This window comes from Mycolicibacterium pulveris (assembly GCF_010725725.1).
Taxonomy (GTDB): domain Bacteria; phylum Actinomycetota; class Actinomycetes; order Mycobacteriales; family Mycobacteriaceae; genus Mycobacterium; species Mycobacterium pulveris.
The window spans coordinates 4,937,880-4,956,667 of sequence record NZ_AP022599.1; the positions used below are offsets into that span (position 1 = coordinate 4,937,880).

Genomic DNA, 18,788 nt, shown 5'->3' on the forward strand with positions numbered 1-18,788 from the left:
ATCCCCTCGGTCTCCTTGACCCGGATTACCTAAAATAGTAAAGATAAGAAGATAGCGCGCAAGATGCGCTGGTTCGGGAGGCGCAGGTGACGATCAGCATCGATTCCGACGGCCCGGCCGCTCCCGACTTGGTGCATGATCCCTACGCCTTCTTCGCCTACAAACGCAGAACCGAACCGGTGTGGCGGGGCACCATCATGGACACCGCCATGGCGCCGCCGGAATTGGTGGCCGCCGAGGAGTGGACGCTGTTCGACTTCGACAGCGTCTTCGCCGCCTTCCGCGACGGCGAGGTGTTCGCCTCGGAGATCTATGACAACACGATCGGGCTGGTGCTGGGCCCCACCATCCTGAGCATGCACGGCAAGCAGCATCACGACCACCGCAGCTTGGTCGCCAAGGCTTTTCGCCAGAGCGCCCTCGATTACTGGGAGCCTGCGCTGATCGATCCGATCTGCGACCAACTGGTCGACGAGATCAAGGACGACGGCGGTGCGGACCTGGTTCAGGCGTTGACGTTCGAGTTCCCCACCCGCATCACCGCCGCGCTGTTGGGGCTGCCCCAGCAGGACCTGGAGTTGTTCCGACGATTGTCGTTGGATCTCATCTCGATCACCGAGGACATCGAGGCAGGGCTGACCGCCTCGGTGGAGCTGGGCGCCTATTTTCAGGAGCAGGTGGACCAGCGCCGCGGCGCGCCCACCAAGGACATCATCGGTGATCTCGTCGCCGCGGACATCGATGGTGAACGGCTCACCGACGAAGCGATCATCTCGTTTCTGCGGCTGCTACTGCCCGCCGGTCTCGAGACCACCTACCGCTCATCGAGTAACCTGCTCTACCTTCTGCTGACACATCCCGATCAACTGGATGCGGTGCAGAACGACCGCGATCTGATCCCGGCCGCGATCGAGGAGGGCCTGCGCTACGAGACGCCGCTGGTCTCGGTGCCGCGCAACACAACTCGCGAAGTTGAGGTACAGGGTGTGCGCATCCCCGCGGGCGCGCAGGTCAATCTGTGCATGGGCTCGGCCAACCGGGACGAGAAACGATGGCCTGACGCCGAGACGTTCGACATCCACCGGGAGCGCAAGCCCCATGTGTCGTTCGCGGGCGGCATCCACAGCTGCCTGGGTCTGCACCTGGCCAGGGTCGAGACCCGGGCGATGCTGACCAGCCTGTTCGACCGGGTCACCGATCTGGAACTGCTCGCCGACGACGACACCAAGATCGTGGGCATGCCGTTCCGCTCCCCCAAGCGCCTTCCGGTGTCGTTTCGCGTCGCGTCTGCGGGGCCGGCCTGAGCATGTGGAGTCGGGCGGCGATCCTGCACGACGTCGGCGGCCCGTGGTCGGTTGAGGATTTCCGGTTGGATCCGCCGCGCGCCGGCGAAGTTCTCGTCGAGATGGCGGCGGCCGGTCTGTGTCATTCCGATGACCACATCCTCAAAGGCGATATGTCGGTGTCCAACGAGGTGGCTCGTCAGTACGGTCTGACGCCGATGTTCCCCACCATCGGTGGGCACGAGGGAGCCGGAACCGTCATCGAAATCGGCGACGGCGTCGCGGATTTCGCTGTCGGTGACCACGTGGTGATGTCGTTTGTCGCGGTGTGCGGCCAGTGCCGGTGGTGCGCGTCGGGGATGGAGTATCTGTGCGACGAGGGCGCGGGCACGATGACGCCCGGGATGCCGACCGATCAGACCTTTCGGCACCACACCGCTGATGGGCAGCCGCTGGGGCATCTCTCCAAAGTCGGTGCGTTCGCCAAACACACTGTGGTGTCGGCCCATTCGCTGGTCAAGATCGCGCCTGACCTGCCGCTGGTATCCGGCGCGTTGCTGTCGTGTGCGGTGCCGACCGGGTACGGTTCGGCGGCGAACCGGGCGAACGTGTGCGGCGGCGACACCGTGGTGGTGATCGGCGCGGGCGGTATCGGCACCGCCGCGATCCAGGGGGCACGCATCAACGGTGCCGCGCAGATCGTGGCCGTCGACCCCGTCGAGTTCAAGCAGAAGTCCGCGCTGACTTTCGGTGCCACGCACAGCGTCTCCACCGTCGAGCAAGCCCTCGATCTGGTGCGCGACCTGACGCACGGGGTGATGGCCGACGCGGTGATCGCCTCACCGTCGTTGATCGCCGGAGAGGACGTCAACGCCTATCTGAAGCTGACGCGCAAGGGCGGAACCTGTGTGCTCACCGGAATGACCGCGCAGACAACGCGTTCGGTCAAGATCGCGCTGCAAGATTTCATCCTGTGGAACAAAAACCTGGTCGGCACGGTGTTCGGGTCCTGCAATCCGAGGGTCGATATCGCTCGTCTGGCCCGCTTGTATCGGTCGGGCCAGCTGCAGCTCGACGAGATGATCACCCGGCGGTACCGGCTCGACGACATCAACGCCGCCTATGCCGATCTGTTGGACGGCAGACTGATCCGCGGCGTGATCGATTACGCGCTGGACTGAACCGCTGCGCTAGTAGTGGCCGAGCGGCCGGCAGAGGTTCGTGATCGGGTTCCAGTACTGCCCGGTCGGGCAGTTCAGCGGGACCGTTGCCACCGGACCCCGGCACACGTTGTCGACCGGATCCCACCACTGTCCGGCCGGGCAGTTGATCGGCTGCGCCGCGCCGACCGCCGACATGGCCACCGAGAAGGCGGCGATCGGCGCGGCGGCGGCCGCCATCACCATCGAGCGACAAATGATCTTCCTCATGCGTTCATCCTGCCCCATGCGCCCCGGCTTCAAACGCCCAGATCGACGAAAAGTCGCGATCTACTCGCACTTTCCCGCCCGTTTGTCCCTTTGGGCAAAAATCAGCGCACCAGCATGCGCAGGCGTTGCCAGCCGCGCACCGTCGACGTCGGCGCCAGCTGCGCGCTGTCGTAGTCGATGTCCCACTCCGGCCACCGGTTGAGCAGCTCGTCGAGCGCGACGCGGCCCTCCAACCTCGCGAGGTTGGCCCCCAGGCAGTAGTGCAGCCCCTTGCCGAACGTGAGGTGGGAGATGTTGGGCCGATGGATGTTGAACGTGTCGGGATCGGAGTAGCGGCGCGGGTCCCGGTTGGCGGCGCCGAACAGCAGCAGCATCGCCGAACCGGCGGGCACCGTCGTGCCGTAGCACTCGAAATCGCGTGCCATGTACCGCGCGACGTGCGGGCCGGTCGGCTCGAACCGCAGCGTCTCATCGACCGTGCGCCCCAGCAGCGAGCGGTCCTCGACGACCTCGCGCCGCTGATCCGGGTGCTCGGCAAGCACTTTGGCCAGCCAGCCGATGAGGCGTCCGGTCGTTTCGTTGCCCGCGCCCGCGACCACCTGGGTGTAGTGCAGCACCTCTTTGCGGGTCAGCTTGCGCGTCACACCGTTCTCGTCGGTGAACTCGACGTTCAACAGCGCGGTCATCAAGTCGTCAGACGGGTTCTTCGAGCGCCACTCGACGTAGTCCGCGTAGATGCTGCCGTCGGCGATCTTGTCGGCGTTCACCACCTTCATCGGCGCGCCCGGCTTTGTCCGCAGGTTGGCGTCGTTGGCGTCGCGAACCGAAACCTGTTCGGACTCTGGAATTCCCAACAACATGCCGATGACCCGCATGGGCATCATCGATGCGAGTTCGGCGATGATGTCGAAGCCCTCGGATCCGACCAGCGGATCGAGGCAGCCGATACAGTAGCGCCGGATCTGATCCTCGATCTCGGCCATTCGGCGTGGGGTGAACACCCGCGACATCAAGCCCCGCAGCATCGTGTGGATCGGCGGATCCTCGAACATCATCACGCCCTTGGGCATGTCGAAGTCGGACTTGATCAGTTCGAGAATGTCGCTGCGCTGGTTCGAGAACGTCTCCCAGTTCGCCAGGGCCTTCTCGACGTCGGCATGGCGAGACAGCGCCCAGAAGTCGTAGCGCTCGTTGTAGTAGATCGGCGCCTCCTCGCGGAGCCGCGCATAGGTCGGGTACGGGTTGGCGGTGATGTTGACGTCGTAAGGGTCGTAGTAGACGTCGGTATCAGAGCCGGGACTGGCGACGCTCATGACTTCCTCTACTTCAACAGGCTGACGGCGGCTGCCCGCTCCCTCGTTGTTGGGCGATCGCCCAACATTTATGCTGGGCCCATGTCTAGCAGCCCCGTTGACCAGCGGTCAAGGGCTCCTCGCGAGTCGGCGACCCGGCGGGCGCTGATCGAGGCGACGGCCCAGGTGATGCTGGAAGACGGATACGCCGCGGCCACCTCGCGGCGGGTCGCGGCCAAGGCCGGCGTCAAGCCCGCGCTGGTGCACTACTACTTCCCCACCATGGACGACCTCTACCTCGCGGTGCTGCGGGCCGGAGCCGAGGCCAACCTGGCCAAACAGCGACAGGCGTTGGTCGAGGACCAGCCTCTGCACGCGCTCTGGCGGCTCAACAGCGCACACGGCGCCCAACTGTGGATGGAGTTCATGGCGCTGGCCAATCACCGCAAGGCGATCCGCAGCGAGATCGCCGCGTACGCCGAGCGCTTCGGCGAGGCCGAGGAGGACGCGGTGAGGCTTGCGCTGCGGGCGCACGACGTCGACTTCGAGGAGTTTCCCCCGGTGGTCATGTCGATGATCCTGACCAGCCTGGCCCGGGTGCTGTTGCTGGAGCGCGGACTCGGTATCACCCGAGGTCACGCCGAGGCGCAGGCGTTCATCGAGCGTCACCTTCACCGCTTCGAAATCCCCACAAAGTGACCCAAACCGCACCGCCGCATTGGTAGTGACCAGCAACACACTGACTTGAGCTAACCTAGGCCGAAATGAGAAGTTATACGGGCTAAGTACGCACGACTGACCGCAACCAGATACGAAAGCAAGGGGCGCGCCAGGATGGACGGTATGGGTCGGGGACGATGCGTGTGATCGGCCTCGCCAAGCGGGTGTGGATACCGCTCGTGATCATCGTGGTGATCGGTGTGGCCGGATTCACCGTGCAGCGGGTCCGTACCTTCTTCGGCGCCGAGGGCATCATCACCACACCGAAGGTGTTCGCAGACGACCCTGAACCGTTCGACCCCAAGGTCGTCACCTACGAGATCTTCGGCACCGGTACCTACGCCGACATCAACTACCTCGATCTGGACGCCAAGCCGATCCGCGTCGACGGTGCGTCGCTGCCGTGGTCGCTGACCTTGCAGACGACCGCTCCGTCGGCCGCCCCCAACATCGTCGCGCAGGGCGACGGGCAGTCCATCACCTGCCGGATCACCGTCGACGATGAAGTCAAAGACGAGAGAACCTCCACCGGCGTGAATGCCCAGACCTTCTGTTACGTGAAATCCGCATGAGCGTGCCGACGAGCGAGGCGCCAACCGACGCCTTCCCTCCGGCCAGGCACACCGCACGTCCGTTCATCCCGAGGATGATCCGCAAGTTCGCGGTGCCGATCATCCTGGCCTGGATCCTGCTCATCGCGGTGCTGAATGTCGTTGCGCCGCAGCTGGAGACGGTCGGCCAGATGCGCGCGGTGTCGATGAGCCCCGAAGAGGCGCCGTCGATGATCGCGATGAAGCGCGTCGGCACGGTCTTCGAAGAGTACGACTCCGACAGTTCGGCGATGATCGTCTTGGAGGGCGAAGAGCCTTTGGGCGACGACGCCCGCGCGTTCTACGACGAGATCGTGGCCCAGCTGGAGGCCGACACCGCGCACGTCCAGAGCGTCCAGGACTTCTGGAGCGACCCGCTGACCGCGGCGGGGGCACAGAGCAACGACGGCAAGGCCGTCTATGTGCAGGCCTATCTCGCCGGCAATCAGGGTGAGAGCCTGGCCAACGAATCGGTGCAGGCCGTCCAGGACATCGTGGCCGGCATCGAGCCGCCGGCGGGTGTCAAGGCCTATGTGACGGGCCCCGCCGCGTTGAGCGCGGATCAGCACATCGCCAGTGACCGCAGCATGCGGCTGATCGAGGCCGTCACCTTCACGGTGATCATCACGATGCTGCTGCTGGTCTACCGCTCGATCGTCACGGTGCTGGTCACGCTGCTGATGGTCGTGCTGCAGCTGGCCGCGACCCGCGGCGTGGTGTCCTTCCTCGGCTACCACGAGATCATCGGGCTGTCGCCGTTTGCGACCAACCTGCTGGTCACGTTGGCCATCGCCGCGGGCACCGACTACGCGATCTTCCTCAACGGTCGATATCAGGAGGCCCGAGGCGCCGGCGAGGACCGCGAATCGGCCTTCTACACCATGTTCGGCGGCACGGCCCATGTGGTGCTCGGGTCGGGTCTGACGATTGCCGGTGCCACCTTCTGCCTGAGCTTCACCAGGCTGCCCTACTTCCAGTCGCTCGGCGTTCCGCTCGCCATCGGCATGGTGACCTGTGTGTTCGCTGCGCTGACGCTCGGCTCGTCGATCATCACGGTGGCGAGCCGGTTCGGCAATGTGCTCGAACCCAAGCGGGCGATGCGGGTGCGCGGCTGGCGCAAGATCGGTGCCGCCGTGGTGCGGTGGCCGGGCCCGATTTTGGTCGCCGCGATCGCGCTCTCGCTGGTCGGCCTGCTCGCGCTGCCGGGCTACCGCACCCACTACAACGACAGGACCTACCTGCCCGCGGACCTGCCTGCCAACCTGGGTTACGCGGCCGCCGACCGGCACTTCTCACAGGCGCGGATGAACCCCGAGCTGCTGATGGTCGAAAGCGACCACGACCTGCGCAACTCGACGGACTTCCTGGTCATCGACAAGATCGCCAAGGCGGTCTTCCGGGTGCCGGGGATCTCCCGGGTGCAGGCCATCACCCGCCCCGACGGCAAGCCGATCGAGCACACCTCGATCCCGTTCTTGATCAGCATGCAGGGCACCACCCAGCAGATGAACCAGAAGTATCTGCAGGACCGCATGGCCGACATGCTGGTTCAGGCCGACGAGATGTCCAAGACCATCGAGAACATGGAACGGATGTCGGCGCTGACCGTGCAGATGGCCGACGTCACCCACTCGATGGTGACGAAGATGAGGGACATGACGGCCAGCGTGGCCGAAATGCGCGACAGCATCGCCAATTTCGACGACTTCTTCCGGCCGATCCGCAACTACTTCTACTGGGAACCGCACTGCTACAACATCCCGATCTGTTGGGCGTTCCGGTCGGTCTTCGACACCCTCGACGGCATCAACACGATGACCGACGACATCCAGGACATGCTTCCGGACATGGAGCGCCTCGACGAGCTGATGCCGCAGATGGTCGTGCTGATGCCGTCGATGATCGAGACGATGAAGACCATGCGGACGATGATGCTGACCATGTATGCCACCCAGAAGGGGCTGCAGGATCAGATGGCCGCCATGCAGGAGAACTCGACCGCCATGGGCGATGCCTTCGACGCGTCCATGAACGACGACTCGTTCTACCTTCCGCCGGAAGTGTTCGAGAACGAAGACTTCAAGAAGGGCATGGAGAACTTCATCTCCCCCGACGGGAAGTCGGTGCGCTTCATCATCTCTCACGACGGTGACCCGATGACCCCGGAGGGCATCGCCCGCATCGACGACATCAAGCAGGCGGCCAAGGAGGCCATCAAGGGCACCCCGCTGGAGGGATCCAAGATCTATCTGGCCGGCACGGCCGCGGTGTTCAAGGACATGGCCGACGGCAACGCCTACGACCTGACGATCGCCGCGATCGCATCGTTGGCGCTGATCTTCATCATCATGCTGCTCATCACCCGAAGCGTGGTCGCGGCGGCGGTGATCGTCGGCACCGTGGTGCTGTCGCTGGGCGCGTCGTTCGGCCTTTCGATCCTCATCTGGCAGCACATCCTCGGGATCAACCTGCACTGGATGGTGATGGCGATGTCGGTCATCATCCTGTTGGCGGTCGGCGCCGACTACAACCTGCTGCTGGTGGCCCGGCTCAAAGAGGAACTCCACGCCGGCATCAACACCGGCATCATCCGCGCGATGGGCGGCAGCGGCTCGGTGGTGACCTCGGCGGGCCTGGTGTTCGCCTTCACGATGATGTCGATGGCGGTCAGCGAATTGACGGTAATCGGGCAGGTCGGCACCACAATCGGGTTAGGCTTGCTGTTCGACACGCTGGTGGTTCGTGCCTTCATGACGCCCTCGATCGCGGCGTTGATGGGCAAATGGTTCTGGTGGCCCCAACGGGTCCGTCAGCGACCCGTACCATCGGCGTGGCCGAAATCTAGAGAGCTCGCAGAGGTGGCGGGTCACGAAGGAGGGCAGCGTTGAAGCGCTCGATAGCTGGGATAGCCCTGACCGCGGCGGCGCTGGCGTTCGCGGCGCCCGCGGCCGCCGACCCCGACACCGTGTTCGCCGCAGAGCTGCACGCCTACGGGATCTACGGGCAGCGGGACTACAACGCGTGGATCGGGAAGATCAGCTGCAAACGGTTGCGCAACAACGTCGACCACAACGCCAACGACTCGGCGAAGTTCATTTTCGACCAGTTGCAGCGGGGCAGCACCACCGAACAGGCGTGGCTGTTCCTCGGCGCGGCGCTACGCACGTATTGCCCGGACAAGCTGCCGATTCTCGACGACGTGACGCGATGACAAGGAGTCGCACAGTGTTACGCAAGATCAGCATCGCACTCGCCGCCGCCGCCAGCGCGGCCGTGCTCGTTCCGGCAACGGCGTCCGCGGACGCCACCGACGACTATCCGATCCCCAACCGGATGCTCAAGACCACGTGCACGGTCGATCAGTACATGGCCGCGGTCCGCGACACCGACCCGGTGTACTACGAGCGCTACATGATCGACTACAACAACAAGTCCCCCGACGTCCAGCAGGGCGCCCGGGACCGCATCTACTGGTACTTCTCGTTGGAATATCCCGGTCGCCGCGCCTACTCGGAGCACGTCGCGACCAACGTCTTCTACGAGCAGATGGCGTTTCGGTGGCCCAACTGGGCGAAGCTGTTCTTCAACAACAAGGGCGTCGTGGCCCACGGCACCGAGGTGTGCGCCAACTACCCGCCGCACGACCCGTCCGTGTGGGTCTGGTGACGTTACGGTAGCGCGCTGAGCACCACGCCCAGCGGGTTCGGCGGGGTCGCAACCGGATGGGGCACGCTCGGCTGCTCGGCGGATTCGTCGATCGTCTCTTCTGCCGCCGCGACGACGGGGACAGCGCTGACCCCGGTGACCCCGGTCTCGGTCGCCGCACCTGAGCTGATGCGCACCGACTGCGATCGTCGCGGCACGTCAGGGGCGACGTAGATCTTCAGCGACGACTCCGGGGCGGCCCCCGGCGGCACAGGAACCGCCACCACCGAGGTATTGGCCGCCGGCCGGCTGTCGGCCGACGCGGCCTCCGGCTGCCCGCCGAGCGCCGGGACGACAGCGAAGAACGCGATCACACCGGTCACGACGAGGGTCGCCGCGCGCAGGTGGGGCCCGAACCTGCGCCGACGACGACGCCCGAGCCCGGTGAGGGGTGCGCTGCCGCGCACCTCGAAGCCCAAGTCCAGCAACCACTTCCGAAGCCGTGCCGCGTTCGCTTCGACGTCGTCGGGGTAGCTCAGCGAAACGGACTTCACCACGTGGCCGCTGGCGTCGGCGATGGTCAGCGCCCCGCGCACCGCCGCCTGATAGTCGGCGATCTCGTCGTCGTGGGTGTCGACGGGGACGTCGACGTGGTCGTGGTCGAGGGCGGACGCATCCGGGGCACCTGCGTCCAGCAGCGTCCAGGAGATCCCGGCCGAGGTCATCGAAAGCCTGAGCACTGTCTGCACCGCTGCCCCCATCCCTGTCGATCCGCTGAGCGCTACAGCGAATATCGCTGGCGACCCGGTGGCGTTACAGAACCGCAGGCAACGAGGTTGCTCGGCAGGGCTTCGGACGGGGCGTTAGGTTCCCTCAGCCCGGGCCCTAGAATGTTGCCCGTCGCGGCCCGTGGGTCACCGATGCCGCAGGCCGACAGGGGTAATGCGCCGCGCGGTACCCGAATCTGGTAAAAACTAAGACGGCCTAACACTCTAGGGAGGAGCTCCGCCGAGGTGATTGGCTGGTGAGCACCCCGACCGTCGATTCCGCACCCGCGGCGGAGCCGCCTCTGCGGTCCGCCATGGCCACCTGGATCCGGCGCCTCGCGGTGCCGATCATCATCGCCTGGATCGTTCTGATCGCCGTCCTGAACGCCACGGTGCCGCAGCTCGAGGTCGTCGGGCAGATGCGCTCGGTGTCGATGAGTCCCTCCGAGGCGCCGTCGGTGATCGCGATGAAGCGCATCGGGACGGTCTTCGAGGAGTTCCAGTCCGACAGCTCGGCGATGATCGTCATCGAAGGCCAGGAGCCACTCGGCGACGAGGCACGGGCCTACTACAACGAGCTGATCGACAGGCTGCGAGACGACCGCGACCACGTCGAGCACATCCAGGACTTCTGGGGCGACCCGCTGACCGAGGCCGCCGCGCTCAGCGCCGACCGCAAGGCCGTCTACGTCCAGGTGTATCTGGCCGGCAACATGGGCGAGTCGCTGTCGAACGAGTCGGTGGAGGTGGTCAAGGGCATCGTCTCCGGGCTGCCGCCTCCGCCGGGCATCGACGTCTTCGTCACCGGTGGATCGCCGCTGGTGGCCGACCAACAGATCGCCAGCGACCGCAGCGTCCGCATCATCGAGATGGTGACGTTCGCCGTCATCATCACGATGCTGTTGCTGGTCTACCGCTCGATCGTCACGGTGCTGTTGACGCTGGGAATGGTGGTCCTGGCGCTGGCGGCCACCCGCGGCATGGTGGCGTTCCTCGGTTATCACGAGCTCATCGGGCTCTCGACGTTCGCGACCAACCTGCTGGTCACCCTGGCCATTGCCGCATCGACCGACTACGCGATCTTTCTGACCGGCCGCTACCAGGAAGCGCGCACGATAGGCCAGGATCGGGTCACCGCGTTCCACACCATGTATCGCGGCACCGCGCACGTCGTGCTCGGGTCGGGCATGACGATCGCCGGCGCGACGTTCTGCCTCTCCTTCACCCGACTGCCGTACTTCCAGTCGCTAGGTGTTCCGCTGGCGGTCGGCATGACGACGGCGGTGCTCGTCGCGCTGACCCTGGGCGCCGCGATCATCGTGGTGGCCAGCCGGTTCGGGCTGCTCGAACCCAAGCGCGCGATGCGGATCCGGGGCTGGCGCAAGATCGGCGCCGCCATCGTGCGCTGGCCGGCCCCGATCCTGTTGGCGACGATCGCGGTCTCATTGGTCGGTCTACTCGCGCTGCCCGGCTACCAGCCCAACTACAACGACCGCCAGTACCTGCCTCCCGACCTGCCCGCCAACGAGGGCTTCGCCGCGGCCGAACGGCACTTCTCCCCCGCCACCATGAACCCCGAAGTGCTGATGGTCGAAAGCGACCACGATCTACGCAACTCCGCGGACTTCCTGGTGATCGACAAGATCTCCAAGGCGGTGTTCGACGTGCCCGGCATCGGCAGGGTGCAGTCGATCACCCGGCCGAACGGCAAGCCCATCGAGTTCAGCACGATCCCGGCCCAGATCAGCATGGGCAGCGTCACCCAGGACCTGAACCGCAAATACATGCAGGACCGCATGGACGACATGCTGGTGCAGGCCGAGGAGATGCAGACGACCATCGACACCATGACCAGGATGATGGCGTTGATGGGCGAGATGAACGCGACGACCCACAGCATGGTCGAAAAGACCCGCACCATGACCATGGACGTCACCGAATTGCGGGACCACATCGCGGATTTCGACGACTTCTTCCGGCCGATCCGCAACTACTTCTACTGGGAACCGCACTGCTACAACATCCCGGTCTGCTGGACGCTGCGGTCGATCTTCGACACCATCGACGGCGTCAACACGATGACCGACAACATTCAGGCGCTGCTGCCCGACCTGGAACGTCTCGACGCGCTGATGCCCCAACTGCTGGCGCTGATGCCCGAGCAGATCGAGACGATGAAGAACATGAAGAAGATGATGCTGACCATGCACTCCACCCAGGCGGGCATGCAGGATCAGCAGGCCGCGATGGCCGAAAACCAGTCGGCCATGGGCGATGCGTTCAACAACTCATGGAACGACGACACCTTCTATCTGCCGCCGGAGATCTTCGACAACGAGGATTTCAAGAAGGGCATGGAGAACTTCATCTCCCCCAACGGCCATGCGGTGCGGTTCATCATCAACCACGAAGGTGACCCGCTCAGCGCCGACGGCATCGACCGCATCGATGCCATCAAGCAGGCCGCCAAGGAAGCCATCAAGGGCACCCCGCTGGAGGGCTCCACGATCTATCTGGGCGGTACCGCGGCGGCGTTCAAAGACATGCGCGACGGCAATGCCTACGACATGGTGATCGCGGGCATCCTCGCGCTGGCGCTGATCTTCACTATCATGCTGCTGATCACGCGCAGCCTCGTCGCGGCGGCGGTGATCGTGGGCACGGTGGTGCTGTCGCTGGGCGCCTCGTTCGGCCTTTCGGTGCTGCTGTGGCAGCACATCCTGGGCATCGAACTGCAGTTCATGGTGATGGCCATGGCGGTGATCATCCTGTTGGCGGTCGGCGCCGACTACAACCTGTTGCTGGTGGCACGCCTGAAAGAGGAACTGCCCGCCGGGGTCAACACCGCGATCATCCGGGCGATGGGCGGCAGCGGCTCGGTGGTGACGTCGGCGGGCCTGGTGTTCGCCTTCACCATGATCTCGATGGTGGTCAGCGAGCTGACCGTGGTCGCGCAGGTCGGCACCACGATCGGGATGGGCCTGCTGTTCGACACGTTGGTGGTCCGCGCCTTCATGACGCCGTCGATCGCGGCGCTGCTCGGCAAGTGGTTCTGGTGGCCGCAGGTGGTGCGGGGCCGGCCGAGGCCTGTGCCTTGGCCCAAGCCGCTAGCTCGGCGCTGACTCCTCCGCGGCCTGGGGGCGTCTGCGCGTCGCGCCCCACAGCCCGACGCCGATTCCGATTACGGCGCCGCCGAGCCCGATCACGCGCTGTGACGGCTTCATCCGATCGTGCACCCCGACCCCGCCGAGCAGATCGGCGGCGTCGGCGCCGCCGGAGGCGAGAAACCAACCCCGGGTGTCGCGCCCGCGCAGCGCCGCCGCCGTGAGCATCCCGCCGATCAGCGCGTCACGGTAGCCCATCGAACGCAGCAGCAGCTGCGTCGTCGGCGTAGGTTCCTCCGGGTCTCCCCATAACCTGTTGGCGCGCAGCGGGTCGACAAGAAATGAGACGCCCGACGCGAGGCGGATGCTGCCTGCGACGAGCGCGGCACGGTCGATCGACATGGCTGGAGCCTAAGCGGTCATACCGCAGGTCGGGCCGAAATCACAGACGTCCGCCCTCGGGCCCCAGAGCCTTGCATAAGACAAGACTTGTGCAATGCAATACTTGAGCGCAGTCGATTGGGAAGTGGAGAAGGCGAAATGGACGAAGCATCGATTGCCGCGGCGATCCTCTCCGGACCCGACGCGATCATCGCGGCCGACCGCCAAGGCGTCGTCACCTTCTGGAATCCCGGGGCGCAGCGGATCTTCGGGTTCACGGCCGACGAGGCGGTGGGCGAATCGCTGGATCTCATCATCCCGGAGCGGTTGCGGGCGCGGCACTGGGAGGGCTGGAAGAAGGTGATGGCGACCGGGCAAAGCCGTTACGGGGCTGGGGATCTGCTGGCCGTGCCGGCCATTCGTCGAGACGGCACGAGGATCTCGGTCGAGTTCACCATCCATCCCCTTCGCGACGAGGGCGGTGACATGTGGGGTTTCGCGGCGACGCTGCGCGACGTCACGGCGCGGTTCGAAGAAACCCGGCAGTTGCGCCGACAGCTCGCAGCACTGTCCTGACGGCCCGCCACGCTTCTTCTGCCCGGCTCTCGCGTTACCCGCGCGACTGGAGTAGCGTTTCTACAAGATCTCATTGTAAAAACCGCAGAAGGGAAGAGGAACATGGCTATCGCCGACCGCACGTCGCGCACGGTATGGGAAGGCGCACTCGCCACCGGCTCCGGGCGACTGGAGTCCGGCAGCGGCGCGCTGACCGGGCTGGATGTCACGTGGGCCGCCCGCACCGAGCAGCCCGGCGGCAAGACCAGCCCGGAAGAGCTGGCCGCCGCGGCGCATTCGTCGTGCTTCTCGATGGCGCTCGCACTCAAACTCGGTGAGCACAAACTCGAGCCGCAACGGCTGGAGGTGTCCGCCAACGTGACACTGGACGAAGCCCACGGGCTGCCGACGATTGTCTCCTCGGCGCTGGAGGTCAAGGCCGAAGTCGACGGAATCGACGCCGCGACATTTCAGAAGGTCGTTGACGAGGCCGCCGCGCTGTGCCCGGTCTCGCGGCTGTTCGCCGGGGCGAAGATCAGCGTGAACGCCCAACTGCTGGCCCGGGAGTCGGCATGAGCGCGACGCTGAGCGCGGCCCTCGAACACGAGCACCGCGTCATCGACCGCGGCATCGAGATCTTCGCCGACGGTGCCAATTCCAGGGCCCCTTCCAACGTCACCGCGGAGCAGCGAGATGCGCTCGTCAACGCGGTGGAGGTGCTGCGCAGGCACATCTACCTCGAAGAGGAGTACCTGTTTCCGCCGCTGCGCGCGGCAGGCATGGTGGGTCCGGTGATGGTGATGGTGCATGAGCACGCGCAGATGTGGCCACTGCTCGACCAGATCGAGGAAAGCCTCGCCGACGGTAACGCCGCCACCGCCGCCCAGCTGTGCCGAGAACTGCTGGCCCAGCTGGGTTCGCACAACTGGAAGGAAGAGCGGATCCTCTACCCGCAGGCCGACGACACGTTGTCGGCCGCCGACCGCGACGAGCTGTCCGAACTGGTCGCCACCGCCCAGGTCCCCGAGGACTGGGTCTGCCACGGCGCGGTGAAGGGGGACCAAACGGTCTCCTGATCCGCTACCGCTTTCCCGTCCGCCGACCGTGTCCACAAGGCAGACTGTGAGCACGGTTTATCGGCGAGCACGGAGGAGGCGGACGTGGCGGCGCTCATTGAGGATCCCGGCATCGTTGTCGGTGTCGACGGATCATCAACGTCGAAGGTGGCCATCGCCTGGGCCGCGCAGGAAGCCGCGCTGCGCGGCGCCACGTTGACCTTGGTCAACGTGATCAACCCGATCATCACCACGTCCCCACACGTTCCGCTGCCCGTCGACCTGCAACAGTGGCACCAGGAAATGGTCGGCCACTACATCGAGGACGCGGTCAAACTCGTCGACGAACAAGCCACCGACCGCCGGCCCGCCAAGGTCAACAGCGAGGTGTTCTTCGGGGCCACCGTGCCCACCTTCGTCGACATCTCCGAGACCGCGGACATGATCGTCGTCGGCAACCGCGGGCGCGGCGCGGTCAGCAGGCTTTTGCTCGGCTCCGTGACATCCGGGCTGGTGCACCGGGCGCGCTGCCCGGTTGCGGTGATCCGCGATGAGTCGTTGTCGAGCGAAACCACCGGCGCACCGGTCCTGGTCGGCGTCGACGGCTCCCCCGGCGCCGACCACGCCACCGATATCGCGTTCGAGGAGGCCGCGCTGCGTGGCGTCGACGTGGTGGCGTTGGAAGCGTGGAGCGACACGGTCATCGACCTGCCCGGGCTGGACTGGGAGACGGTGAAGGCCCACGAAGAACAACAGCTGACCGATCGGCTGGCCGCCTGGCAGCAGCGGTATCCGAACGTGAAGGTGAAGCCGGTGGTGGTGCGCGACGAGCCCGCGCGCCAGCTCATCGAGCATTCGGAGTCCGCGCAGCTGGTGGTCGTGGGTAGCCGGGGCCGCGGCGGGTTCACCGGAATGCTGCTGGGGTCGGTGAGCTCCGCAGTGGTGCAGGCGGTGCGCAGGCCGGTGATCGTCGCGCGGCCACGCAAGTAGCTCAGGGTCGCCTCAGCGCCCAGGTCATCAGCTGCGCGACGTGCTCGGCCACCACATCCGGCGGGGTCTGATCGGCGAGCAGATGCATCGTCACCGCCCCGCGAATCGTGTTGAGCGTCAAGTCGATATCGATGTCCGTGCGGGTGTCGCCGCGCCCGATGCCGGCGTCGACCAGGGCTGTCAGCGACGCGCGTAGCGGCGCCAGCAGACCGTCGACCAGACCCGGCAGCGGAGTGTCGGGGCCCGCGTCGGCCATGAGCCCGGCGATGCCGGCGCGCACGTCGGACCGGCTGGCGTACTCGACGATGGCGCGCACGAACATCGCGAGGTCCGCCGCCAACGGACCACGATAGGCCGTGGGCCATTCGGGTGTCCCCCAGGCGAACAGCGCCTCGGAGACCAGCGAAGCCTTGACCGTCCACCATCGATACACCAACTGCCGCGTCACCCCGGCACGCTTGGCGACGTCGGAGAACGTGAGCGCGGTGTAGCCGCGTTCGTCGAGCAGTTCTCGGGTGGCTGCCAGCACCGCCTCGTGTCGCTGGGTGTCGCGGGGCCGGCCCGGGCCCGCGTCGGCGCAGCGGGTCAGGACAGCTCCCGGGCCACGTCGAAGTACTCGGTGTAGCGGGCGGTGCGGTCACGGACCGCGCCTAGCGACAGGCCGGTGGCCTCGAACGTGTACGGGTGACCGTGACCTTCGCGCTCGTGGGTGCGCAGGAAGGTCGTCATGGCGTCCTGCACCTCGGCGGAGAAGGTCCACCCGAACGCCGAGTAGACGGCCTTGGCCGCACCGATCGGGTCGGTCATCAGCGCGTCGAACTGCAGATCGACCACCCGGTCGGCGGGGACGATTCCGTTGAGCCGCGCGTCGACGCTGCGTTCGAGCCCGCCGAGGATGAGCTCGAAGAACTCGTCGGCCATCCGCGGGTAGACGATGTCGTCGGTGGCGAGCTTGCGCAGCGTGGCGAGCAGGCTCGTTGTGGAAGCCATCACCTTGGCGGGGTCGCGGTGCGTCTGCACCAGCAGCGCCTGGGGGTACTCGCCCATCAACTCGGGCAGCGTCCAGCAGTGGAACGGGGTCTTGATCAGCCAGCGGGTGCCGGGCGCCTCGCTCTGCAGCAGTTCCAGGAAGCGGCGATGCCAGGTGTAGGAGCCGGCGACGTGTCCCTGCTCTTGCGCCGAATACAGCAGCCATTCCAGGTATGACGGCACCTGGTACTGGGTCGGGAAGATCACGGAGACGAAGTGGCTCGCGGTGATGCGCACGCACTCCTGGGCGAGTTGCGCACCGAGCTGGTGCACGGCGCGGAACTCCGGAATCACCGTGTCGACGAGCTCGAAACTGGCGTCCGCCTGCGCGATTCGTGGGTCGGTCAGGTAGGTCTCGGCACGCGGCGGCGGCAGCGGCTGGTCGACCTCCCAGGTCTGCGGCACCCGATGGTCGGGATCCTGGGCGAGCAGGTCGAAGAGCATCGTCGTGCCGGTGCGGGCCTGACCCATGATCACGATCGGCGGGGTGATGTCGCGCTCGCGGATCTCGGGGTGCTTGCGGTGGTGATCGACGATGCGCAACCGGTTGACCAGGTACTGGGTGAGCTCACCCTGGACGACCATCTGCCCCATCTCGTGCAGGTTCGCCTCGCGGTCCAGCGAGTCGACGAGCACGTCGAGGCCGATGCGCCACCCGTCGCCGCCGAACAGGGCATCGTCGCCGAAATCGCCGAGACCGGTTGCCTCCGTGGCCGATTCGATGAACTCCTGGGCTTTCATGCGGTCACCTCCGCGAGATCGGTCAGGGTGACGGTGACGTCGGGTGGGTCGGGGTTGTCGAGCCATCGCAGCACGATGAAGCCGCGGCGACGTCCGCCGGTGTCCAGCCAGTTCGGCACGCCGGGATCGTCGGCGGCGATCACGACGCGCACGGTGCCGTCAGGCCGGGGTTGGAACGACGCGTGCGTGCCGGAGCTGCGGGTGCGAACCGGTTCGAGGCACTCATGCCAGACGTTCTCCAACGTGATCGACCAGTAGCGGGTGTCGGGAGGCGCGATGTCAAGCACCAGCGCCTGACCGGCCCCGAGGTCGAACGCGCCCAGCATGTAGAGGTTGTCGGGGGTGGTGTTCTCCGAGCCGAGCGCCGCCGCCTCGGAGGTCACCAGCCTGTTGGGTTCGGACAGCAGTTCCGGCAGCACCGTGCGGTGCAGGGTCATCAGCTTGAACGCCGTCCACATGAACGCGCTCAACTGATCGGCGAGCGTCTCGTCGGTGAGCGCGGCGACCGGCTCGGCGGGTTCGATCTGGGCGATCTCGTAGGTCGCGATGCGCTCGGCCCGGCGGTCGGAGATGTACTGTCGCACGACGACGGCCGAGGCATCATGGGGAATCTGCACCCAGTGCTCGCCGGTGCCGGGATCGGTTGGGGCGAGCACGAATTCGAAGGTGCCGTCGGCGCCGAGCGTCAAGTCGGTGTCCGAGAGGTAGGCGGCCTGCCTGCGGGGCGCCAGGCCGGTGCCTGCCATGACCTGAAAACCCAGATATGTCACGGTCTCTCGGCGACCGCGTACGCGGTAGGAGCGGCCGGGGGTCAGCGCGCACAGGTCGTATTCGCCCTCGGGGTTCGGTCCGCCGACCTGCCGCAGCGGCGTGGTCATCGAGAAGAACCGCGGCACCTCGGGATCGACGTCGAGGGACAGCTCGCTGCACAGGGCGATGATCCGCGCCAGGACGCGGTAGCCCTCCAGGCGCTCGCGGCCATCGCGGGCGTCCTCGCGGACCACGTCGCCCAGGTCGCGGAACATGCCCAGGAGCGCGTCGAAGGCTGCGTCACTGCGTTCAGTCGTCATGGCGCCAATCCGTCAACGGGCAAGCGGCGCGCTTTAACATACACAGTGTTACGTAATTGTGGATGCGTTTTGCTTTATGGGCCCTCTTCGCCGTTTGGCCCTGCGCTCCGGTGATGCGCCAGTACCCTTAGCCAAC

At 66.0% G+C, this 18,788-nt stretch carries 19 protein-coding genes; 12 read left to right on the top strand and 7 right to left on the bottom strand.

The genetic code is table 11. From position 1 onward, the window contains the following. Nucleotides 1-86: 86 nt before the first annotated feature. Both G6N28_RS23955 and G6N28_RS23960 read left to right on the top strand, forming a co-directional pair. Entirely contained in the window at nt 87-1,304 is a 1,218-nt protein-coding gene (locus G6N28_RS23955; RefSeq protein WP_235674677.1) for a cytochrome P450, read from the top strand. A gap of 2 nt (nt 1,305-1,306) precedes the next feature. After that, complete coding sequence (locus G6N28_RS23960) at nt 1,307-2,464, top strand: Zn-dependent alcohol dehydrogenase (RefSeq protein WP_163904701.1); 1,158 nt, start codon at nt 1,307-1,309, stop codon at nt 2,462-2,464. 9 nt (nt 2,465-2,473) lie between these two features. Here G6N28_RS23960 and G6N28_RS23965 read toward each other — a convergent pair whose 3' ends face one another. Both G6N28_RS23965 and G6N28_RS23970 read right to left on the bottom strand, forming a co-directional pair. After that, the gene (locus tag G6N28_RS23965) at nt 2,474-2,713 is read right to left on the bottom strand and encodes a hypothetical protein (RefSeq protein WP_163904703.1); all 240 of its coding nucleotides are present in this window, start codon (nt 2,711-2,713) and stop codon (nt 2,474-2,476) included. A gap of 101 nt (nt 2,714-2,814) precedes the next feature. Next, nucleotides 2,815-4,026: a cytochrome P450 gene (locus G6N28_RS23970; RefSeq protein WP_163904705.1), complete on the bottom strand. Its 1,212-nt coding sequence runs from the start codon at nt 4,024-4,026 to the stop codon at nt 2,815-2,817. 81 nt (nt 4,027-4,107) lie between these two features. On the opposite strand from G6N28_RS23970, the gene G6N28_RS23975 reads away from it, so the two are divergent. The 5 genes from G6N28_RS23975 to G6N28_RS23995 all read left to right on the top strand — a co-directional run bounded on the left by G6N28_RS23975 (nt 4,108) and on the right by G6N28_RS23995 (nt 8,981). Then, a complete protein-coding gene (locus G6N28_RS23975) occupies nt 4,108-4,704 on the top strand; it encodes a TetR/AcrR family transcriptional regulator (protein WP_163904707.1) in 597 nt (198 codons plus the stop codon). Nucleotides 4,705-4,868: 164 nt separating this feature from the next. Further along, nucleotides 4,869-5,297 carry an MmpS family transport accessory protein gene (locus G6N28_RS23980; RefSeq protein ID WP_163906583.1) on the top strand — a complete coding sequence of 143 codons (429 nt, stop codon included), beginning with the start codon at nt 4,869-4,871 and terminating at the stop codon, nt 5,295-5,297. Further along, nucleotides 5,294-8,203 carry an MMPL/RND family transporter gene (locus tag G6N28_RS23985; protein ID WP_163904709.1) on the top strand — a complete coding sequence of 970 codons (2,910 nt, stop codon included), beginning with the start codon at nt 5,294-5,296 and terminating at the stop codon, nt 8,201-8,203. Before G6N28_RS23980 ends, G6N28_RS23985 begins: the two co-directional genes overlap by 4 nt. After that, on the top strand, nt 8,200-8,526 hold the full coding sequence (locus G6N28_RS23990; RefSeq protein WP_163904711.1) for a DUF732 domain-containing protein: 327 nt from the start codon (nt 8,200-8,202) through the stop codon (nt 8,524-8,526). Before G6N28_RS23985 ends, G6N28_RS23990 begins: the two co-directional genes overlap by 4 nt. Next, nucleotides 8,523-8,981, top strand: a complete 459-nt coding sequence (locus tag G6N28_RS23995) for a DUF5078 domain-containing protein (RefSeq protein WP_163904713.1) — start codon at nt 8,523-8,525, stop codon at nt 8,979-8,981. Before G6N28_RS23990 ends, G6N28_RS23995 begins: the two co-directional genes overlap by 4 nt. 2 nt (nt 8,982-8,983) lie before the next feature. Here the strand turns inward: G6N28_RS23995 and G6N28_RS24000 are convergent, their stop codons facing one another. Continuing rightward, nucleotides 8,984-9,709 (bottom strand): DUF7159 family protein, encoded by a 726-nt coding sequence (locus G6N28_RS24000; RefSeq protein ID WP_163904715.1) that lies wholly within the window; start codon nt 9,707-9,709, stop codon nt 8,984-8,986. Nucleotides 9,710-10,041: 332 nt separating this feature from the next. On the opposite strand from G6N28_RS24000, the gene G6N28_RS24005 reads away from it, so the two are divergent. Then, nucleotides 10,042-12,849 carry an MMPL/RND family transporter gene (locus G6N28_RS24005; RefSeq protein WP_163906584.1) on the top strand — a complete coding sequence of 936 codons (2,808 nt, stop codon included), beginning with the start codon at nt 10,042-10,044 and terminating at the stop codon, nt 12,847-12,849. Here the strand turns inward: G6N28_RS24005 and G6N28_RS24010 are convergent. Further along, complete coding sequence (locus G6N28_RS24010) at nt 12,835-13,233, bottom strand: DUF4267 domain-containing protein (RefSeq protein WP_163904717.1); 399 nt, start codon at nt 13,231-13,233, stop codon at nt 12,835-12,837. The two genes, G6N28_RS24005 and G6N28_RS24010, sit on opposite strands and share 15 nt — an antisense overlap. A 138-nt stretch (nt 13,234-13,371) precedes the next feature. Between G6N28_RS24010 and G6N28_RS24015 the strand changes: the two genes are divergently transcribed. The 4 genes from G6N28_RS24015 (at nt 13,372) to G6N28_RS24030 (ending at nt 15,812) form a co-directional block, all read left to right on the top strand. Further along, nucleotides 13,372-13,788 (top strand): PAS domain-containing protein, encoded by a 417-nt coding sequence (locus G6N28_RS24015; protein ID WP_163904719.1) that lies wholly within the window; start codon nt 13,372-13,374, stop codon nt 13,786-13,788. 102 nt (nt 13,789-13,890) lie between these two features. Beyond that, complete coding sequence (locus G6N28_RS24020) at nt 13,891-14,343, top strand: OsmC family peroxiredoxin (protein WP_163904721.1); 453 nt, start codon at nt 13,891-13,893, stop codon at nt 14,341-14,343. Further along, entirely contained in the window at nt 14,340-14,843 is a 504-nt protein-coding gene (locus G6N28_RS24025; protein WP_163904723.1) for a hemerythrin domain-containing protein, read from the top strand. The genes G6N28_RS24020 and G6N28_RS24025 overlap by 4 nt, the downstream gene beginning before the upstream one ends. 84 nt (nt 14,844-14,927) lie before the next feature. Then, on the top strand, nt 14,928-15,812 hold the full coding sequence (locus G6N28_RS24030; RefSeq protein WP_163904725.1) for a universal stress protein: 885 nt from the start codon (nt 14,928-14,930) through the stop codon (nt 15,810-15,812). A gap of 1 nt (nt 15,813) precedes the next feature. On the opposite strand, the gene G6N28_RS24035 is transcribed toward G6N28_RS24030, so the two are convergent. The 3 genes from G6N28_RS24035 to G6N28_RS24045 are packed head-to-tail and all read right to left on the bottom strand — an operon-like array spanning nt 15,814 to nt 18,652. After that, the gene (locus G6N28_RS24035; RefSeq protein ID WP_163904727.1) at nt 15,814-16,341 is read right to left on the bottom strand and encodes a TetR/AcrR family transcriptional regulator; all 528 of its coding nucleotides are present in this window, start codon (nt 16,339-16,341) and stop codon (nt 15,814-15,816) included. Nucleotides 16,342-16,397: 56 nt separating this feature from the next. Next, on the bottom strand, nt 16,398-17,582 hold the full coding sequence (locus tag G6N28_RS24040) for a sulfotransferase family protein (protein WP_163904729.1): 1,185 nt from the start codon (nt 17,580-17,582) through the stop codon (nt 16,398-16,400). Beyond that, the gene (locus G6N28_RS24045) at nt 17,579-18,652 is read right to left on the bottom strand and encodes a DUF1214 domain-containing protein (RefSeq protein ID WP_235674679.1); all 1,074 of its coding nucleotides are present in this window, start codon (nt 18,650-18,652) and stop codon (nt 17,579-17,581) included. The genes G6N28_RS24040 and G6N28_RS24045 overlap by 4 nt, the downstream gene beginning before the upstream one ends. Nucleotides 18,653-18,788 lie beyond the last annotated feature (136 nt).

What these genes read in the sequence shown, in the direction of transcription:
- G6N28_RS23960 (WP_163904701.1), top strand. Translation starts at nt 1,307, where the DNA reads ATGTGGAGTCGGGCGGCGATCCTGCACGACGTCGGCGGCCCGTGGTCG.
- G6N28_RS23965 (WP_163904703.1), bottom strand. Translation starts at nt 2,713, where the DNA reads ATGAGGAAGATCATTTGTCGCTCGATGGTGATGGCGGCCGCCGCCGCG.
- G6N28_RS23970 (WP_163904705.1), bottom strand. Translation starts at nt 4,026, where the DNA reads ATGAGCGTCGCCAGTCCCGGCTCTGATACCGACGTCTACTACGACCCT.
- G6N28_RS23975 (WP_163904707.1), top strand. Translation starts at nt 4,108, where the DNA reads ATGTCTAGCAGCCCCGTTGACCAGCGGTCAAGGGCTCCTCGCGAGTCG.
- G6N28_RS23985 (WP_163904709.1), top strand. Translation starts at nt 5,294, where the DNA reads ATGAGCGTGCCGACGAGCGAGGCGCCAACCGACGCCTTCCCTCCGGCC.
- G6N28_RS23995 (WP_163904713.1), top strand. Translation starts at nt 8,523, where the DNA reads ATGACAAGGAGTCGCACAGTGTTACGCAAGATCAGCATCGCACTCGCC.
- G6N28_RS24005 (WP_163906584.1), top strand. Translation starts at nt 10,042, where the DNA reads ATGGCCACCTGGATCCGGCGCCTCGCGGTGCCGATCATCATCGCCTGG.
- G6N28_RS24010 (WP_163904717.1), bottom strand. Translation starts at nt 13,233, where the DNA reads ATGTCGATCGACCGTGCCGCGCTCGTCGCAGGCAGCATCCGCCTCGCG.
- G6N28_RS24015 (WP_163904719.1), top strand. Translation starts at nt 13,372, where the DNA reads ATGGACGAAGCATCGATTGCCGCGGCGATCCTCTCCGGACCCGACGCG.
- G6N28_RS24020 (WP_163904721.1), top strand. Translation starts at nt 13,891, where the DNA reads ATGGCTATCGCCGACCGCACGTCGCGCACGGTATGGGAAGGCGCACTC.
- G6N28_RS24025 (WP_163904723.1), top strand. Translation starts at nt 14,340, where the DNA reads ATGAGCGCGACGCTGAGCGCGGCCCTCGAACACGAGCACCGCGTCATC.
- G6N28_RS24040 (WP_163904729.1), bottom strand. Translation starts at nt 17,582, where the DNA reads ATGAAAGCCCAGGAGTTCATCGAATCGGCCACGGAGGCAACCGGTCTC.
- G6N28_RS24045 (WP_235674679.1), bottom strand. Translation starts at nt 18,652, where the DNA reads ATGACGACTGAACGCAGTGACGCAGCCTTCGACGCGCTCCTGGGCATG.